The organism is Inquilinus limosus MP06, from assembly GCF_000767795.1.
Classification (GTDB): domain Bacteria; phylum Pseudomonadota; class Alphaproteobacteria; order DSM-16000; family Inquilinaceae; genus Inquilinus; species Inquilinus limosus_E.
The window spans coordinates 54327-72499 of record NZ_JANX01000001.1; the positions used below are offsets into that span (position 1 = coordinate 54327).

Consider the following 18173-nt stretch of genomic DNA (forward strand, 5'->3'; position numbering starts at 1 on the left):
TCACCACCCTCCCTTCACACTATCGTCCTCGGCTCTGCCGGATCGTGACCGAAGCCAGATCCATCGTTTCACAGTCGGCGTCCGACAGTTCTCTGGTCCAGACGCCATAGCACTCAACCAACAGGTTGGCCTCATTGTATGCGATATATGGAGTGCCGACGCAGGGCTTCTGCAGCGGGGTTCCATTCACCATGTTCGTCACGTTGATGGCCACGGTGGTGTCTGCGATTTTAGAGCCGCCGACGTAAAACCGCGCCCGCAGGTTCCCCGCTTTGAGACTTTGGAAGATGGTGAAGTAGGTTGTGTAGCAAAGCGATGTCGGCGCTGTTATAGCCGTCGCGGCCTGCTGTGCTCCGGACTCAAACCTGCGCAGCGCAGGAGCCAGGGGTGCTGCCGAACTCGGATAGCCCTGACCGGATGTCCGCGTCGCATAGACGATGGAGGCCTTTCCATCCGCCAGCCCGTCGCTCGACACGATTGGAGACGTCCAGCTCGTCACGCTGTCGTGCTGCGTCGGTAGACCCACCGCCATGTGAGAGAAGAGGGTCCATTCCGTGGAATAGTCGATCTGCGGCCCGGGGAGATACTTAGTGCCGCGAAGCTGAATCCCTCCCCCTGTCATCAACACGGCGCTCGAGTGTGCTCCCGCATTCCCCGGCGTGGCGACACCGGTCGACTGCGCCCCCACCGCGGTAGAATAGTTCCGGATCGACGTGAGCGTGTCCGAGCCGTCCATAAAATAGAGGCCGGCGAGCTGCGCTGCGGAGAAGCCACGCGGGCCGTCGAAAGGCAGGGACGGATCGTCGACTGCCGTTGCGGTGATGATCCTCATCCCTGAACCTCAATATCAACAAATGGAAGAAGGGGATTCCACAGGGGGTAAGCTTGGCCTTGACGCGCGCCGTAGGCTGTATCCCGGAAGACCAGCGGTGAGCGCAGCGTGTCGCTGTCGAAGACATTCCCGTAGGTGTCGACGCGGGCGACGTTCACGGTGTCTCCGATCGAAAATGCGCCAGCACCAGCCGATGCGTCACGGGCCTCGCCTATAAGGATCGTCTGGCCGCCGGAGAACGCGGCAGAACGAGCTATCCAGGTCTTCGCTGTCGCCTTGGTCTGGTTCTGGACGTAGAACGCCCCTTCAGTCAGGAGCTGCGAGATCGAGGCAGGAACCGCGCCGGCGACGACAAGTTCCTTCGATGCCTGGCCGTTCGGCAGCGTTGCGCCGTCTCGCCACTCCACCACCGGTGTTGCAAGGGTTTCGACGACACGGTCGGTCCCGAATGTGACCGTCGCCAGCTTGGCAGGGCTGCGAGCCGCGGCAAGCTTCAGGCGAAGCTGATCCGGCCCGATCACCGTGACGCTACTGATCGCCGGACCACTCGCGTAGGTCCCGCCGGCCCCGGGGAGATCTCCCTTGATCAGAGACCCATACATGACCTTGAAGCCCATGTCGGCGCCGCGCGCCGGCCAGAACGTGGTATCCAGCCGGATCGGTGGCCGAGGCACGTTGAAGATGAGATCGATCGTCGTGTCGTCCACCCAGCGGGCGCTGACGCAACGCAGCGCCAGATGCTGTTCTCGGCCGATCACGTGACGGTAGATGCCCTTACCGTGGTTGCTCCCGATCCAGCACTCGCCGTCGGCGGTGCGATGGACGTCCGAACCGTGAACCTCGACACCACTTCCGTTCAGGTAGCGGCTGTTGACGGCGCTTGGCACATGCCAGACCGGGCCAATCGGGAAGATCTTGGTCGGCTCCTTGTCAGCAGCCATGAGCTGTGCCTGCGCCGCCAGGCCACCGTTGGTCGAATACGTCCAGAACGGGATGCGTCCCTTCTGCCCCATGATCGCGGCGAAGGCGTTGTGGCAGTCGTCGGCGAGTTGGATAAGATCATCCCGATAAAAGTTTGCCGCATCGACATACGACAACACCGGTCCGGTGCGGGTGCGCTTTTGGGAGTTGTTGGCCTCTCCCTGCCACCACACGACGCCTAGCACCGCGCAAGTCTTCTGCTTGCTGTCGGCGTAAACCTTTACCCGACGGACGTCGTCAACCATCGTCCCGAAATAGTCACCACCACCATCTCGGGTGTCGGGCTGAATGGGCGTCTTCGACAACTCATCAAGGTAACACCCCCCACGCCCAGCAAAAGTGACGATAATCTCGGGGGCACCGTCGCGGCGGATCGGGCTATTGGGACCGCAGAGCAGCTCCTTCAACATCGCCACCATGCCTGTTGCGCTGGTTTCGCCTGTGGCGCCGTCCTGAACCTCAGTCAGGGGGATGACATTGAAGTCTGACGCTGGCCGGCCGGTTGGATTGTGCGCATAGGTGTCGAGCTTCCAGGTCCGCACACCCCGAACGAACCGCTTGCCGCTATGACCGGTCTCACTGGTGCTGACCACTGGGAGGGCTTCGGATCCCTCACCCAGGCTTTGCCCATAGACGATCAGGTGCAGGATGTCCGCTCCGAGCGGGTTCGAGGTCAGTGATGTGGACCCACCCCCGAGGCCGACGTCACCGCTGCCGTCCTTCGTCTTGCGGTAGAGGATGCGACCATTTTTCGAGAGGATGGCGAGCGCCTCGTTCGGATCGGTGCTCTTCTCGAAGCTGCCGCCCCCGTCGCCGGCGATGTCCATACCCTTGAACACGTGCCAAAGCATGTCTGCGCCGAAGCCGCCAAGGACGCGGCCACTCTTGGTAGCATCGCCGGGCGTGGCGAAGCGGGCCAGGAAGTCGATGCCGGCGATCCGCGCTGCATCCTCGATCTGCACAGCATTGGCTACCGGCAGCATCTTGCCGTTGATGTCGTCTAGCTGGGCCTGGATCGCGGTGCTCGAGGCGCTCTCATCGGTAAGGTAGCCGAGCTTGCCGTAACCGTTGATGCCGGGGAGGTACTGGACGTAGTTGGCGTTCCCCTTCTGTGTCAGGTTGTAGGCCTTGATCTGGCAGGCGTTGTCGTCCGTCCCGCCGACATTGCTGTCGTTGCGGAGCTGGAAGAGGGCGATATGGGCATCAATGGCCATGCCGCCGACGATGTCGATCAGGGACCGGCAGTTGTCGGTGGTGGTGTTCAGGAAGTGGATGTTGTTCCGCTTCAGATTGCAGTTGCGGACATTGAGTACCTGGTTCCAGGACGTGCTCGGGTCGACGATGTTGACGTCCGGCAGCGCCTGGATGCCGATGTGATTGTCGAACAGGTCGGAGTCGATGATCATCGCTGGACCGACCGGGACGAAGCCGCACTTGCCGTTGCGGTGAAACCGGCTGCCGATCACCTCGACGTCCTGCCAAGCGTGTGGGCTCATGCCGTCGCCGATGATGGCATCAGTCATTTCGACGTCGATCACCCGAAGGCGGGCTCGGGTCTCAGGCCAATCGCCGGTGCCATTGGAGGTGGGCGGCGCGAAGTCGGCTGAGAGGGTGTGGTTGATACCATCGTTCCACGGACGCACACCCCGAACGCTTGCGATCGTGCCGGACATCATGTCGGGAGCGATGCAGTTCAGGGTCCCGGGCCCCCAGATCTCGCAGTCCTCGATATTACCATAGACACGGCCAGCCCGGATGCCATGAGCGTAGCCGTGCCAGATCCGCAGACCAGCGATTTCGATCTCGGTCGCACCGATGAGATTCCGCGGAGGCGGCGCCAGGTTGAGACCGGCATAGTATTCGGACCTGAAGAGCTGCAGCCCGTTCGGATCGGCGTTGTTTCGCGGCTTGATGTACATCAAGCCGGTCGCGCCTCCGTTCCAATAGGCGCCGGTCGTCGCCGGGAGCGCGTCGAGTGCGGCCGCGCTCCCCGTGGTCGGACTCAGGCGCGTATAGGTGCAGAAGCCCCAGAAGCCGTCGGGCTGGCTGTAGTCGTGGATCGAGCCGTTGGCCACGAGCGAATTCGTGATGCCCGCGAAGACGTTGGGCCGCTCCCAGACGTTGTTGAGACCGGCGGTCTTCGTCCAGCCGCCGGCGAGCATCGTCCCGGGCCTGATGATGCTCTTGAAGTTGCGGTCGCCGACGATGCGGATCTTGCGGAAAGCGTTGGAGGGGATGTCGATCGTGCCGCTGTAGATGCCACCCTTGAGCGCGATATCCAGCTCTTCACTGGTCTCGGTGACATGCGCGATGGCCGCGCGCAGCGTCTTGAATGGGCTGCTCTCGGTTCCGACGCCGTCCTGACCGACCGCCGGATTGATGTAGACCCGTTTGGCCCACGGGTTGACCTTCTCGAAAGACGACGGCGAGTGCGTCATCACGCGCGGGGTCGGGGTGAACCCGCCGGCCCGGCCGACGGCGCCCATGAACCCGATCGGCAAGCCTGACACGGTGAAGCTCGAGACCTGCACACCGTTCTGGGTCAGGGTGAACAGGCCGGTGGTCTGGTCGGCGTCGAGGGCGACCGACATCTCGTGCTCGACACTCGCCTGCAGTGCCGTCCGCGGCACGGTCGGCCCAATCACGACGCCGGTGCTAGACCCCGGTGCCGTGTATGTGTCGATCAAGGTAGTGGCATCGAGCTTGCGGGCAACAACAAGTCCGTTCTGCTGCCAGAGAATGGCGACGAAGGTCGTGGAGTCGGGGGTAGAGGCGCTGGTAGGATTCCAGCAAATGCCGAAGCTGTCGGTGCTGTTGAGTCCGTCAGTTTTAAACTTGACCTTGAATGTTCGGTTCGCCGGGCTCTTTTGCCCAGTCAGATATCCGGTAAGGAAAGCGCTGGCATTGTAGGTCTGGCTGATAACCAACTTGCCATCGACGACGCTCCAGGAATATCGGGTCGTCGGGTTCGTGATCGGTGTATTGAACACCGTGAACTGCGTCGGATCGGCAAAATCGATCGTCAGCGAGTCCTGCTCCAGGGCTACCAGGCGGCTGTCGTGGGCGGCAATTTCGTCCGACAGCTCGCCTGTGGCGTCAGGCCCCCAGTAGACCCAAGTGCCGGTACCATTCGGATTGCCTGTGGATGCACCGGCGCCGTTCTTGCGATAGAGGCCGCGCTTGTTAACGTCGGGCTCCAGAGGACCGACCCGCGCGATCACCTTGTCAGCCGGCTTCAGATCGGCAGACATAAGCGCAAAGGTGTCGTAGCCGATGCTCCAACTGCCGTTCGCGGCTGCTGCTTGAGCCCCCGCCAATACCTCTTGAGCGTCCTCCACCAAGTCCGACGTTTGCTCGATCTGCTGCTGGAGCGTTAGCGGATCGGAGATGCGGTTCTGCACCTCTACAAGCAGATCTGAAGTCGCTCGAACCACCTCGGCCGACGCTGCTGCACCGGCAAACATGATGATGGAATAGGCGAGGTTCGATCCTGACGCTCCACCCCAAGCAGGATCGATTTTCAAGCTTGTATCAGAACCGACTTCGACAATCTGGTAAAGCTCTGGACTTCCAGTAGCGGTAAAAATGTCTCCAACGCGAATGTTTTTCTGCCAGACCGTACCAGTTCCCGCGATGACTTGGGATCCAGCCGCGACTGAAACGGTTCCCTCACTATACCATCCGGACGCCATGCATTAGTCTCCAGCAGAGATAACTGGATTTATACAAATCGTCGCTCATACATTCCAGGGTTAATTGATCACCATGCGATGTTGCAGGCCACTTCGATTTCCCGTGGAGTGGATGCTTCGGTGATATTTCTTTTTGCACTCAGGCGGAGCCCCTCAATTCCGGCGACAGCGGTCTGCCATTGGGCTCGAACATTCAGCACGACTTGAGCGACAGCGTAGATGTCATCCGCCTCCACCCCTGTCTCCGGCACGGTGATACCGACCTCAGCGAAGAGCACAGGGAAAGCTCCCCTGGAAATATCCGCTTGGTCAGCTCGCACGACGGCAGTCGCCTCCTCGATTTTCAACTGATAGACAAGCGTCTGACCCACACCATCGGTGAGATACCTCGAGCGCGCGATTTCGGCCTCCGCGTCGATCTTCGCGATCGCCGCCTCCTTCAACGGCACCAAGTCCTTAGTGAGCGACAATCTCATATCGGGCATCCTTATAGGGCCACTGCTTGATCTCGACCACATAGGTCGCCGGCATGGGGCTGGCGATCGACAGAGACCCGCCCTCGACGACGTGCTCGACGTCGTCAACGATGACCCTGCAAGGGTCCGGAAGACCAACCAGCGTTGCCTCGTCGACACCGTCCGCAGCGATCTCCATCTTGTCAAAGATCGGCAGAACCGGGCGGTTGGCGATCTGTCCCTCCACCATGTAGTGGTCTCGGTATGACAGCCTGGAGGACACAGCGACGGAGATCCCGCCCGGGTAGCCACCAGCTTGCAGAGGCACGTCCTCCTCCCGACACTGGCCGACGATAAGGATCCGTCCAGTCGCGCTATCGTAAACGGCGTAGTCGATCATCGCTTCAGCTCGATCAATGAGAGGATGATATTGCTCATATCGACTTTATCTCCCGCCGCATCCGAGCAGGCCTGCAGGGTATAGGTGTGAGCGCCGGCGGGAGCACCCGTGTCGATAATACTCATGGACTGAGTCAACCACTTATCCAGGTACTGGATGTATGTGAACACCTTTAGCAAACTGCCGTCTCTCAACAACCGGTAGTGACCCTGGTTGTCGCCAGCCGTTTTTCCCAAGAACGAGACGTTGAACATCGTCCTTCCAGCAGCGAACGCCGTTACAGAAATCGAACCGATGTTAGTCCATCTCCAAGTGCTCGGATCATTCTCATTGTATCCGGAAATACCCTCGTCTTTGGCTGGAATATCTACAACGTCGGCCGGCTGGGCCGCAGTTATGCTCGAGATCGCTCCGTCCTTGATTTTCAGAGTGTCCACCGACAGGTTCTTGATCCAGACGTCGGCGTCCATCTTGATGTCGCCACTCTCGATCGTGAACGGAGCTCGTCCGAGGGACCCGTCCCAAATCAGGAAGTTGTTGGCGCTGACAATGAACGAGGACTCCACCGTCCCGCCTGTATAGTCGCTGACGAGTTGGAATCCCGACATCACCCCATTGTTGTCGATCTTGACGACATACTGGCCGCTTACACCGTCGATGATCGTCTGCTGGGTCTGGATCTTGGTCTCCGCATCGCCGACCCGAACGTCCATGGTACTGATCTGGGTGGCCATGGCGCTGTCAGCAGTTGCTCGAGCGGTCGCCTCGTTCTGAATGGCAGCTGCGTTGTCGCCGACCTGAACCGCGATCGTGTCGATGGATTGAGCTAGAGCCTCATCCTCGGTGACCCGGATGTTCCGCTCTTCGATGATCGCCGCACGGGCGTTGCCGGTCTCCTTGTAGAGAGCGAACTGGGCATTCGCCAGCGCATTGGCCAGCCACTCGTTGCGCTCCTCACCGAAACCGATCTTGTCCAGCAAGCTCGGGATTGGTTCGAAGCCCTCGAGATAAGACCGAACGGTCATCTGGGGCGAGACCAAGAAGTCGTTCGGGTTGTAGGTGTCGAACGAGGCTACGCGGATGTACCAGAACTCCGGCCGATGATGTTCGTAGGCCGTGTTCGGTCCTTGGTAGACCAGTGTCTCGTCGCTGATCGTGAAGTTCTCTTCGGTGGACGCCCACACCTTCGTTCCGCCGAAGTCCCGGATCGACGGCCTGTCGTAGTTGATCCGAAACCCTTCGAACGTCTGCTCGACTTTCAGTTGGAAGGGGATGTGTGGCGGGGGATTCGACGCGGTGGTCTGAACTTCGATCGAGCGGTTCCCCCACGGATCACAGACGGTGACGCCGACGATGAACGAGCGCTTCTTCCCGTCCTCGTCCGACATCGAGCTTGTGTATTGCCACTCCCGAGAGGTCGTCGTGTGCGTGCTGATGACGATCTCGTTGTCGATGTCGCGGATCACCACCTCGAAGTGGTGGAACGCCGGATCGGGCTTCGGGACGTCCCAGGTGAAGAACGGCTCGGCGACGTCGAACTCGGTGTTGGTGACGCCGTTCAGAACCCGGACGTTGGTCACCGGGTCGACCTGGCGCGTGGTGTTGCCGAGCTTGAAGGTCGCGACCGCTGGCTCCGACGTGATGTTGGAGACGGTCCGGGCCCTGATGTAGAAGACATAATCGCCGAGAGGAGCGTCGACCAGCTCGGCGATCGTGGTGGTCGTCTCGGTCAGCAACTGCCGCTCCGAGCCGTTGCGGGTATAGTCGACCAGGTACTTGGTGACGAACTTGCTCGGGCTTCTATCCCAGTCGACGGTCAAGACCATGTGACCACCGAGGTGGTCGTAGCGCTTCGAATAGGTTACGCGGGGGTTAATCGGCGGGGAGACGACGCTCACCGGCAGATCGATGATGTCGACGTCTCCTCCAACGACTGGCGGGTTATCGGCAAGCGCCCACTTCGACCGGTTGACCTCCGTGGCGAAGATCTGGATCTGGTCCGGATTGCCGTCGAGCTCCTCACGCTTGATGACGCGATAGGCCTTGGGCAGGCCATCGTGGTCGCTCTCCAGCGTGAATACGGCGTCCTCGACGTAGTCTGCCGTCGGCAGACCACCGGCGACACTGAGGGTCGTGGTTGACCCCGGTGGCGTTGTGATGGTCCGGGTCTCGACCCGGTCATGATACTGGACCCGGATAGCATAGGTGACCCCCGCTTCAAGGAAGACGGGGTCGCGCAGCCCGATGACGGTGCCGCTCGGGGAGAGCGTCTTAATACGCCCACTGATGCCGTAGCCCATGTTGGGGTCGGCAATGAGGATGATCTCCCACGGGTTAACGAACAGGCCGCGGCGGTTGGTCGTGAACGTCACCATCTCCGTCTCAGTAAGAGACGTGAGCATCTTGTAATAGGCTCGTCCGATCGCCTCTTCCGTGTTGGTGCAGCCCACTGCGACGAAGTCGAGCGGCACCCTCCCGTTGAGATCAATGTCGGCTTGATCGAAGATTCGGCGCCGGTCTTGAGCCCAGTTGAGTTCCGGGTTCAGGTAGACGACGGTGAGATCATTGATGCGGGAAGTGACATCCGTGTAGCTGTATTGGAAATCCCCGTCGATCGACTCTTGCGTGAAGATGGCGACAGCCGCCTCTTCCTTATCAACGAGCAGGTGGACGACGTTGTTGTCATCCTCGACCACGGCGCCGTTGAACGATCCGGCGATATAGCGGGCGAATTCGCGCCCGTTCATCGGATCCTGGATGTAGGCGTTGAAGGTGTATCGAGGCCTCTGGTTCGGCCCGATTCGACCGTCACACCACTGGGCCGCCTCGTAAAACACGTACTTGTCGACCGTGACTGGTTGGTAGGAGCTCCAACCCCAGCGGTCGTTGGTCAGGACGGCGTACAGAATCCAAGGACCGTTGTTGGTCCACGCCATCTTGAACGTGCCGTCCCAGATCCCCGAGTAGGTGCGGGCGATCGGGTCATAATTGCTCGGCACCTGCACGATCAGGCCGTCGTACACACCAGAGAAGGTGGGCAGGCTGGAGAACTGGTCCGATGCTTCGGCAACGAAATGAACCAGGGCGGTGTCCGGATAGGTCCGGGGGATTGCGTCCACCTCCTGGAAGCTCTCCCAGACCATTTCTCTGACGCGCTCGGAGGTGCTCTCCGGATCGACCTTGGTAACCCTGATCAGGTAGGGCTCGTTGATGCGCGGGACGGTGCGCCGGAACTCCTTCACATAGGCTTGGGTCGTCTTGCCGGTGATGTTGATTTCGGCGTCATCGTAGAAGTTTGCCCAGGTGGCAGCCGAGAGTGGCTTGAACTCAATCTTGAACTCGATATCCTGCTCGAAGACACCATCATCGTTCTGATGATATAGCTGGTCGATACGCAGTCGAACTTCGATCGCATCAATTTGACCGGTCGAGGTCTCTCGCGTGACCGGTACATCCTTCATCAGGTTGACGTTGACCGTCGTAGGTTGCGACGAGCCACCGAGAACCAGCTTTACGGGCGGTGGAGCATGCTCGCCCGGCAGAATGTCTAGTGTGTACTTCTGAAAATTATAGTCGCCCGCCTCGGACTGGAGAGAGGTCTCGCCGATGCGGAAGTCCTTGTCACCTCTCGTCAGCCCTTTGATCGGCCCTTCGCACAGGCCGAGCAGGATCTCCATCGTGTCCTTGGAACGGAGGTTGTCCGGTGTCCGCTTGGGAGAACTCCCCCCTCCTCCACCACCGAGGCCACCGCCGGCCCCCTTGAAATCCATGTGTCCCATTAGAACGGCCAATCCGGTGGAAGGTCATCACCATCCTTGTCGCCGACGGCCACGTCGACGGCGTCGATGTCCATGCTCAAGATGTGACCGAAGGCCAGGTGGCGACCGAGGAGAAGCGGAATTCGCGTGCCGATCTTCGTCGTGTTCTGGGGCGAGCCAAGATACTTGGACGCCTCAGGATCTTTGGCGGAATTGACATCGATGGTCGGTGCCGGACTGATGACTTCGAGCAGGCCGCCCAGGGCGAACGTCACGCCGGCCCAGAACAGCCCTGCCGACAGAGATCCAGCAGCCAGTACGCCAGCGGGGCCAGCGACGACAAAGGCCGCGGCGATCAGCACGGCACCGATGATGATCTTGAAGAAGCCACCATTGCCGCCGCCTCCCACGAACGCGGGAACGATGTGGATCTCCTCCTGGTCCGTTTTCTCATAAAGGCTCCCGACCGTGTCGAACCCGACAACCGAGATGGTGTGCCTGTCCTGACCCGGCACCGGGCGGAACGCCTTGATCTGAGTGGTGAAGGCGTGGACGATCTCAGCGACCGTGTCCCCGACGATCTTAATCGGGCCGGGATGAAGATCCCTCAGGTACCCGTGGAGTATAACGGTCTTCGCATTCGACAATTGCGCGGCCCTGTACCTTGTAACAACGTGCGCCGTCGCGGCCAATCACCCAGTGTTCTATCATTGGGTAGTTCAGAAAAGCAATGTAATCTTCCGTAGACAACTGGGACGTCCCGAATGGATGCGTGTGCCACGTCCCGACTATATCATCCTCGTACCTGACGAGATCTTCACCCCTCACCTGAAACGCATCATTCGGCTTGTCGGCGATATTCTCCACCTCGACGACCTTGTCGCCGTTGAGGATGAAACCGACCCTCTCCGGGCCGTCAGGACGATGCAGTTGCAGCAGCATCACGAAACCTCTTCGGCATGAGCGACATCAGGTCGAGAGGCTTACCCTCCTCTCGAAGTTCGGGAACATCCTTATGGCGGATGATGCAGGACCGAGCGGTTCGCCAGATCCCCCGAGGAGGAACCACCTCACTCAGGCGGTGACGGTAGTGGTGCAGGATCTTGCCTTGATCGACGTAGACACCGGCGTGGCACGGAACTTCCGATCCGACACACACTAGGATCAAGTCGCCGATCCACATCTCATGAAGCTCGATATCGACGACAGAGAAGCCCTCAGCCCGAAAATTGTCTCGATAGAGGTCGAGGCCTTTGTTCCACCAGTAATCCGGACGAGCATAGTTGGTGAGCTTGATGCCGAAGCTATCATCGTAGTAGTGCTGGATGATGCCATAGCAGTCATCCGATCCCCCGATCCACTGCTTTCCGGTGAGGTGTAGATAATCAGGGATCATCGGATGCTCACGCTCGGGAAGTCCGGGGGAGCGAATATACGAGCGGGGACCACGAAGAATGGACCGTCCATTGTCAATCGCAGCTCCAACGAGGCGTATTGACGGTTCAAGGCGATGGTCCGACTGACGTACCAGCTCTGAGAACTGGAGACGTTCCGGTTGTTGACCAAGTCGTCGTAGAGCACCCGCGTGCGGGTGACCTTCGCTCGATCGAGCGACCCCTGGCTGATGAAGGGGGAGAAGGCGCCATCGGGGTTGGCGAACTGCAGCTTGGGTCGAGAGTTGCCATCGTCGACGCTGTTGGACACGCCGTCCATCTTGATGGCGGTCCCCTCATACACGTTCCCCTGCCAGGTCACCGTGTTGTCCGCCTTCAGATAGATCGTGCCACCTGAGGCCAGCTCGATCTTGAAGAGGTAGACGATGCCGTCCGCGGTAAGTTTCTGAGCATCAACGCGATGGTCGGTCATGGATGCTCCAACAGTTGGACCTCGAGGTTCTCGATCGCGCCGTCTCCCCCTTCGATCCCATCGGGGATCTCCAACGGCTTTTGGAACCGAACAACGACGTTGCCGTAAACTGGGTGAGGGTAGATGAACTTCTCGTAGAGCCTATGCCGTGCGTAGAAGCCGTCGAGGGCCGCGGCATTCGTGGCTTCCCCTACTATCGAGGCATCCGCCTGCCCAGCACCGTTAACGTAGTATTTCACAAGCTGGAATGTGAGTATGAAGAGCCTCTGATCTGGAGCGGAGGGTTTTGAAACGAACGTGTAGGAGTTCCCGAACTGAACACGGAAACTAGACTCAGGATACTGAGTTCTAAATTTGTGGCGGGGAAAGTTGAAAGTCTCCATCCAGTCTTTTTACCTCACGAGCGGATCGGATCGTAGGCTTTTTTAAATAGTCCCCATATTGATTTGCTTGATCAGTTTCTTGGTCGACCCACCTTTGAGAATGTCATCATTGATCGTGGCGATGATGTCATTGGGACCGAGGGACGGCTTCTGGTCCGGCGCTACCACATAGACGTTGACCTTGCCCCCGTTCTGGTTCGCGGGCTGGAACACCGGCGGGGCGGATTGAGAAATCCGGCTGTTGCCCATGGCGTTGATGGCCTTCAGATTGTCGGCGCCGATGGCCGAGACCGCCGAATTGCGAAGGATGAACTCACCATCTCGGGCCCACACGGGCACAGCGTCACGGGTCTTGATGTGCTTGCCCATGGCGGCCCGGATCATGCCGCCACCATTGAAGCCGAGCCAACTGCCAATGCTGGATAGGAAGCCTCCGAAACCGCCTCCACCACCGCCGGCGGGGTCAGTGTAGAAATCCATGGCCGATACCCCTTTACCCAAGTTGGTGATCCCATCGGCTCCACCACCCAACAAGCCCAGCAGCGATCCCAGAATCCCCGTGGCGGCCTTCTCGGAGGCGATTTTCAACAGGCTCTGGATGATCGAGGAGGCCATGTCGCGGAAGGCCGCGCCAACCGACTTGGTGTTCGCCGAGATGTCACTCAGAAAGGTCGAGAAGGACCCTCGCACGTTGTCCAAGGTGCCTGGAATTTCGTTCCCGATCTGGTCCGTGAGGCTGGTCAACATCCCGGCCTCTTCAGCCATCTGCTGAACTGCCGCTGACAGCTGCTGGCCGAGAGTCATGTTCGAACCAGTGCCCTGACCCACCGAGACGTTGTACTTCTCCTGAGCGTCGGCCAGCGTGTTGGTGCTTTCGGTCAGCTTGTCCTGGATATCCCGACGTTCTGACAGGATCTTGTTGTATTCGCTGAGAGCACTGTTCCTTTTGGCGTTGTCGAACTTCGGGTCATCATAGACCTTCTTCAACTCAACGAGCCGATCGTCGTTGACCTTGTTGAAGTCCGTGAGAAGCTCCTGCAGTCGGTCGCGTCGAGCCTGCTCGGCCTGGAGAACCTTCGGCAGCTCGGCCGCCTCCTGCTGGCTCTTCAGCATCTCGAGCGCCTTCCGCTCAACAGAGCTGTAGCTCTTCATGAAGTCGTTGGCGCCGAGGGCAATGTCGAGGATCCGACTAGGGTTCTGGATGTCACGCGTCGACCGATCGTATTCCCGGTCGATCTCGGCCTGGCGGTCGTTCCACTGCTCCCAAGGCTTGAGCAATTTCTCGTTCGTGCGGTCTCGCCCCCCACCTCCGCCGTATTTTTTGGTTTTTGGATTGAGGAAGCTCTTCAGGTCGTCGTTGTTCTGAGCTGTGAGCATGGAGTTCATGAAGTCGAACGCCTTCTCCCCCTCGGGAGTCAGCATCTTGATGAAGCCTTTCTGCTCCACCATACCCGGCAGGGTCATCAGCGCGGCCAGGTACTCCCGGAGCAGCGCGTTCTTCTTCGCATCAAGAATCCCCTGGAAGGTCGAGGCCCACTTCTCGCGCTCGGCCTTGGACATGACCTGCGTTGGCAGACCAGAGGCGGCTTGGGTCATATCCTGGAAGACCTTCTGGCCGGCCTCGTTGACCCTGTCGTTGAAGGTCTGCAGTGCCTCGGTCGTCGTGGTCGTGTAGCCCTGAACCATGGAGTCCCGAGCTGCCATCAAACCCACCAGCTGGCTGTCGATCTGCTGCTTGATCGATGGGTCGGTCGCGCCATCGCGCAGCGTCTTCAGCGCCTCGACGAGCGGAAGCAGGAGATCGTTGACCGCCTTCGATGCCTGCTTGTTGAGCTCCAGGATCTCCTCCGGGCTGGTGGCGTCGCCGGCCTTGTCCTTCAGCTGCTCGGCGATCGCCGCGGCCGACTGCACCATGAAGTCGGTGGCCTGGCCGGACAGGAACACCGCGAGCTGCTTGGCCTGCTGATCGGACAGAGGCCCAACATCCGTCGGAGCAAACTTGCCAAGGTCGAACCCAACGTTGGTCGGATCGTTGCCCAGCTCCTTGGCGACGAACTCCTTGGTCATGGTGCCTAGGGTGATCTGCAGGCTGTCGCGGTAGGCGCTGAGGGCCTCCTGGAACCCGCCAGTTCCGAGCGCCTTCTGCACTCCACCTTGGGACATCTTGACCATGCCCTCGGCGGCCTTGAGAGCCTCGGGCAGGAAGGTCTTCCACTCCTCCAAGGAGGCGACGGCACTCTCCTCCATCGCCTTCGAAATGTTGGTCTCCATCTCGACGAGAGCGCCGTTGGCAGCCCGGTTCACAGCCTCCTTGAACTCAGGCCCGAGCATGCCGGCCAGGCCGGAGACACCCTGCATGCCCAGGCTGAGAAGGTTGCCGTTCTGTTGCAGGTACCGGTTCTTATCGATCGAATCCATCGGTGCTGCCGACTGAACACCGCGGAACGCCGAGTTCAAACCAACAGCCGTCCGACCGAGCCAGAATGCTGGGTTGTAGGGGTTTTGCGACATCCGCTCGATGCGCTCATTGGCCTTCTGATCCTCCTGGGCCTTCTGCGTCTTGAGGTTCTCGGCAATCTTGTCGCTCTGTGCCTTCATGGACGCGAGAAGGTTTTCGAACGCACCCGTGAGATCCTCTACAGACATGCCGAGATCGTCGGCCATCTTCTGCAACCCTTCCGGGTTGTTGAGCATGTCGACCAGTGAGGAACGCGCCTGCAGCGTCGTGTTCCGCATGGCCTGCAGATCACCGCTGCCCAGGCCTTCCCGGAACCGTTGGGAGTCACGCAATGCCTGGACAACAGAGGCAGGCAACCCGATCCCGGCCAATCCCTCGATCTGACGAGTGATCACAGCGTCTCGCCCGCCGGTGCTGTAGAGGTACTGCTGCTCCTTATCGAGGCCCGTGAACGGATTGCTACCAAAGCCGAGAAATCCTCGAGGCGAGAAGCCTTGGCGCAGCCCCTGCAACAGGGGATTGTCGACCTGGAGCTGCCTTTGCTGGGCGCGATTGAGTTTGTCGAGTTCGACCTGGAGCTCGCGAATTGCGAGAATGGTCTGCCCCTGGATCTCCTTGCGGAAATTCTCAAGACGCTCCTGCACCTTGTCGAAGGTGTCCGCCGTTCCGTCGATGGAAAGCCCCAGGTCTCCGAACCGGTCGTTCAGCCGGGAGACCATGTTGCCGAGAGCGTCCTTGTCACCGCGGAGGGTTTTCTCCTGGCGGGACATCCGCTCGAGCTCTTCGTTGACGTTCTGGAGCGCTTTCTGATTGTCGTCGTACTTGGCCTTCGCCGACGCCAGGGAGGCTTGAATATGGTCGACCGCTTCCGCGGCCTCTTCACCCGCCGACTTCATGCTGCCTAGCCACGTCACCAGGCCCATCACACCGATGACGGCAAGCGCGATCCATCCGGTCGGGCCGATGACAGCCGCCATCGTGGTGCCCAAGGTGGTGATGCCCGCGCGGAACGCTCCGAGCGCGGCGAGGGCGTTCGTGAAGTATGCGCCCACGCCGGCGACGGCGGCTCCGACACCCAGCAGACGGGCAAGGAGCGTGACGCCAAGCGCGGTCGTCAAACCAGCAGCGGCCACCCCAATGTAACCGAGCACAGGCCCGAGCCCGGTGAGAGATCCCGCCAACTCGTTGAAACCGGCCAGTGCCTTCTGAAGGATCGACACGACGGGCGCGAAAGCCTCGGACGCCAACGCCGTGAAAACGGATGCCGTGTTCCGGGCGGTATTGGATAGGGCCTCCATCTGCTTCTGGTTCGCGTCGACAGCGGCGTTGGTTCCCACGATGCTGGCGAGAAGATCGTTGTAGATGTCCTTCTGGCCCTGGAGGGCCACGAAGGCAGCCGCGGCCCGGGTTTCCATGGACCGGAATGCCTCCGACACGCCGAAGCCCTTCTCGGTCAGCGTCTGAATGACAGGGTTGAGGCCACGGGTCTGGATGTCAATGTCGGCGAAGGTCAGGCCGAGCTTCTTCATCTCCGCCTGGAGCTTCTGGGTCGGGTTCATCAGATCGATGAACAGGGCTCGAAGACCGGTACCAATGGTCGAGCCCGACCGAATGCCGGCATTCGCCAGCGAACCGACGTCGGCGACGAGCTCCTCGATCGGGATGTTGGCCTGAGCCGCCGTGTTGGCGACATATTGGATTGCCAGGCTGAGCTGCTCCGAGTTGAGCTTCGTCTGGTTGAGGGCCGCGGTGAACAGGTTGGCGAGGTTGAGGCTCTCACTTGCCCGCATGTTGAAGACGGACAGGGTCGACGTCATCAGATCGGCGGAATCCTTGAACGCCGTCCCGGTTGCAGAGGCGAACAGCGCCACACCGCCGAGGGACTCCTTGATCTCCTCAACGGACTGACCCGCCTGGGCGAGGATCTTCGCCCCCTCAGCCGTCTCAGTGGAGAGGAACTTGGTCTTCGTCGAGACGTCGAGAATAACGGCACCCAGCAGCCCCATCTGCTCGTCGTTCGAGCCGGTGATCGCAGCCAGGTCGTGCATTGCCTCATCAAGGCTCACGACCGAACCAGAGAGCGCCGACACACCCTGCTGAGCCTTGCTCAGGATGGCGTAGTTGAGCATCAGACCGCCCTGGAACCGGAAGAAGTCCGAAGCACCGCTTCCGAACACCATGTCGTTTCGGTAGGCGCTGGCCGTCTGGTTCCGCTCGGTGATCTTGGCTGGATCCCGCACGTCCCTGAGATTGAGCTTCTGGCGCTGATCGGTGAGCTGGTTAAGGACCCGGAGCTGTTCCCGCATTTCTGCGGTGGTCATCTGCTCGTTCTTCAGGCGATCGCGGACCTGACGGATCTGCAGATCGAGCTTCTGGCTGTCGTCAGGCGCGGCCGAGATCGCCTGACCGAACCAGTCCTGACGCTTGTCGAAGGAGCTCGGCCCCGTGCCGCGCATCTGCCGGCGAGACTGGTTGTTGAGGTAGTTCTCGACGTTCCGGATCGTCGCTTCGGTGCGGCCATAGTAGAGGCCGGCGGCCTCGGCGACCTGCTTGAACTGGGAGATCTGGTCCTGCGCTGACTTCCGAGTGGCCTCGTCCAGGAGGTTCATCTGGGAGATCTGCGAGCGGAACGCCGAGATGTCACCGGTCAGTGCTGAACGTTGCAGGCCCACCTGGCTATTCGCCGCGGAGACGTTGCCGCGGGAAGACAGCAGGTTTCGACGTGCGGTGTCGTCCTGCTTCCGGAACTGGGTCTGGAGGTTGACCAGTTGGCGGAGTTCGTCCTGATACCGGTCCAGGGTGGCCTGGCGCGACTTCGTCGCTCCCTTGGTCTCGATGTCACCCTTCTGCCTGATGATCTTCAGGATCTGGGCCTGGATAGCGAGCTCGGCCTGGCTGGCGTCGGTGACCGCCTTCAAGTCGGTTTTGCGACGGGCAGCGGTCACCGCTTCGGCAGAGGCACTCGCCTTCTGGAAGTCCCGGATCTGCTTCTGGACTTGTTCGATCTCGCGGGCAGCGAGGCCGGTACCGGTGAAGGCCTGGTCGATGCCCTGCCCCTGCAGCCGGGCCCGGTTCACCGTGGCGTTCGGGCTTCCGCTGCTCAAAGTCCGCGTGACGACGGACAGTTCGCGGAGAAGCTCCACCCGCTCCTTCAGGATTTGGTTGAACCGAGGGTTCTGGCTGGTGATCCCGTCCGCGTTGGTGGACCGACGCATCTGGCCGGTGAAGGCCTGAGTGACGTCCTCGATCTTCGCCGCCAGAAGCTCGAACGATTTCGCGAGCTTATCGACCTGAGCTGTCGAGTTCCCGGTGGTGACGTCAATGTTGTAGACGGTATCGTCGGCCATT

At 60.4% G+C, this 18173-nt stretch carries 11 protein-coding genes; all 11 read right to left on the reverse strand.

The genetic code is table 11. From position 1 onward, the window contains the following. Positions 1-19: 19 nt before the first annotated feature. Positions 20-832, reverse strand: a complete 813-nt coding sequence (locus P409_RS00290; protein ID WP_034830456.1) for a hypothetical protein — start codon at positions 830-832, stop codon at positions 20-22. Beyond that, a complete protein-coding gene (locus P409_RS00295) occupies positions 829-5505 on the reverse strand; it encodes a hypothetical protein (protein WP_152613157.1) in 4677 nt (1558 codons plus the stop codon). Before P409_RS00295 ends, P409_RS00290 begins: the two co-directional genes overlap by 4 nt. 68 nt (positions 5506-5573) lie before the next feature. Continuing rightward, positions 5574-5981 carry a hypothetical protein gene (locus P409_RS35875; protein WP_052119851.1) on the reverse strand — a complete coding sequence of 136 codons (408 nt, stop codon included), beginning with the start codon at positions 5979-5981 and terminating at the stop codon, positions 5574-5576. Further along, positions 5962-6360, reverse strand: a complete 399-nt coding sequence (locus P409_RS00305) for a hypothetical protein (RefSeq protein ID WP_034830460.1) — start codon at positions 6358-6360, stop codon at positions 5962-5964. Before P409_RS00305 ends, P409_RS35875 begins: the two co-directional genes overlap by 20 nt. After that, positions 6357-10037, reverse strand: coding sequence for a TipJ family phage tail tip protein (gene gpJ / locus P409_RS00310; protein ID WP_034830464.1), 3681 nt, complete (start codon positions 10035-10037; stop codon positions 6357-6359). The genes P409_RS00305 and gpJ overlap by 4 nt, the downstream gene beginning before the upstream one ends. A 101-nt stretch (positions 10038-10138) precedes the next feature. Continuing rightward, positions 10139-10765 (reverse strand): tail assembly protein, encoded by a 627-nt coding sequence (locus P409_RS35880; protein ID WP_161790308.1) that lies wholly within the window; start codon positions 10763-10765, stop codon positions 10139-10141. Then, positions 10701-11060 (reverse strand): MPN domain-containing protein, encoded by a 360-nt coding sequence (locus P409_RS37610; RefSeq protein WP_152613159.1) that lies wholly within the window; start codon positions 11058-11060, stop codon positions 10701-10703. Before P409_RS37610 ends, P409_RS35880 begins: the two co-directional genes overlap by 65 nt. Further along, positions 11035-11514, reverse strand: a complete 480-nt coding sequence (locus P409_RS36765; protein WP_081991057.1) for an NlpC/P60 family protein — start codon at positions 11512-11514, stop codon at positions 11035-11037. The genes P409_RS37610 and P409_RS36765 overlap by 26 nt, the downstream gene beginning before the upstream one ends. Beyond that, positions 11511-11984 (reverse strand): phage minor tail protein L, encoded by a 474-nt coding sequence (locus P409_RS00325; RefSeq protein WP_034830473.1) that lies wholly within the window; start codon positions 11982-11984, stop codon positions 11511-11513. The genes P409_RS36765 and P409_RS00325 overlap by 4 nt, the downstream gene beginning before the upstream one ends. Then, on the reverse strand, positions 11981-12367 hold the full coding sequence (locus P409_RS00330) for a hypothetical protein (protein ID WP_034830478.1): 387 nt from the start codon (positions 12365-12367) through the stop codon (positions 11981-11983). Before P409_RS00330 ends, P409_RS00325 begins: the two co-directional genes overlap by 4 nt. A 42-nt stretch (positions 12368-12409) precedes the next feature. After that, positions 12410-18172 carry a phage tail tape measure protein gene (locus P409_RS00335; protein WP_034830482.1) on the reverse strand — a complete coding sequence of 1921 codons (5763 nt, stop codon included), beginning with the start codon at positions 18170-18172 and terminating at the stop codon, positions 12410-12412. Between the last annotated feature and the right edge of the window lies 1 nt (position 18173).

What these genes read in the sequence shown, in the direction of transcription:
- P409_RS35875 (WP_052119851.1), bottom strand. Translation starts at nt 5,981, where the DNA reads ATGAGATTGTCGCTCACTAAGGACTTGGTGCCGTTGAAGGAGGCGGCG.
- gpJ (WP_034830464.1), bottom strand. Translation starts at nt 10,037, where the DNA reads ATGGAGATCCTGCTCGGCCTGTGCGAAGGGCCGATCAAAGGGCTGACG.
- P409_RS00325 (WP_034830473.1), bottom strand. Translation starts at nt 11,984, where the DNA reads ATGACCGACCATCGCGTTGATGCTCAGAAACTTACCGCGGACGGCATC.
- P409_RS00335 (WP_034830482.1), bottom strand. Translation starts at nt 18,172, where the DNA reads ATGGCCGACGATACCGTCTACAACATTGACGTCACCACCGGGAACTCG.
- P409_RS00305 (WP_034830460.1), bottom strand. Translation starts at nt 6,360, where the DNA reads ATGATCGACTACGCCGTTTACGATAGCGCGACTGGACGGATCCTTATC.
- P409_RS00295 (WP_152613157.1), bottom strand. Translation starts at nt 5,505, where the DNA reads ATGGCGTCCGGATGGTATAGTGAGGGAACCGTTTCAGTCGCGGCTGGA.
- P409_RS00290 (WP_034830456.1), bottom strand. Translation starts at nt 832, where the DNA reads ATGAGGATCATCACCGCAACGGCAGTCGACGATCCGTCCCTGCCTTTC.
- P409_RS36765 (WP_081991057.1), bottom strand. Translation starts at nt 11,514, where the DNA reads ATGATCCCTGATTATCTACACCTCACCGGAAAGCAGTGGATCGGGGGA.
- P409_RS37610 (WP_152613159.1), bottom strand. Translation starts at nt 11,060, where the DNA reads ATGCTGCTGCAACTGCATCGTCCTGACGGCCCGGAGAGGGTCGGTTTC.
- P409_RS00330 (WP_034830478.1), bottom strand. Translation starts at nt 12,367, where the DNA reads ATGGAGACTTTCAACTTTCCCCGCCACAAATTTAGAACTCAGTATCCT.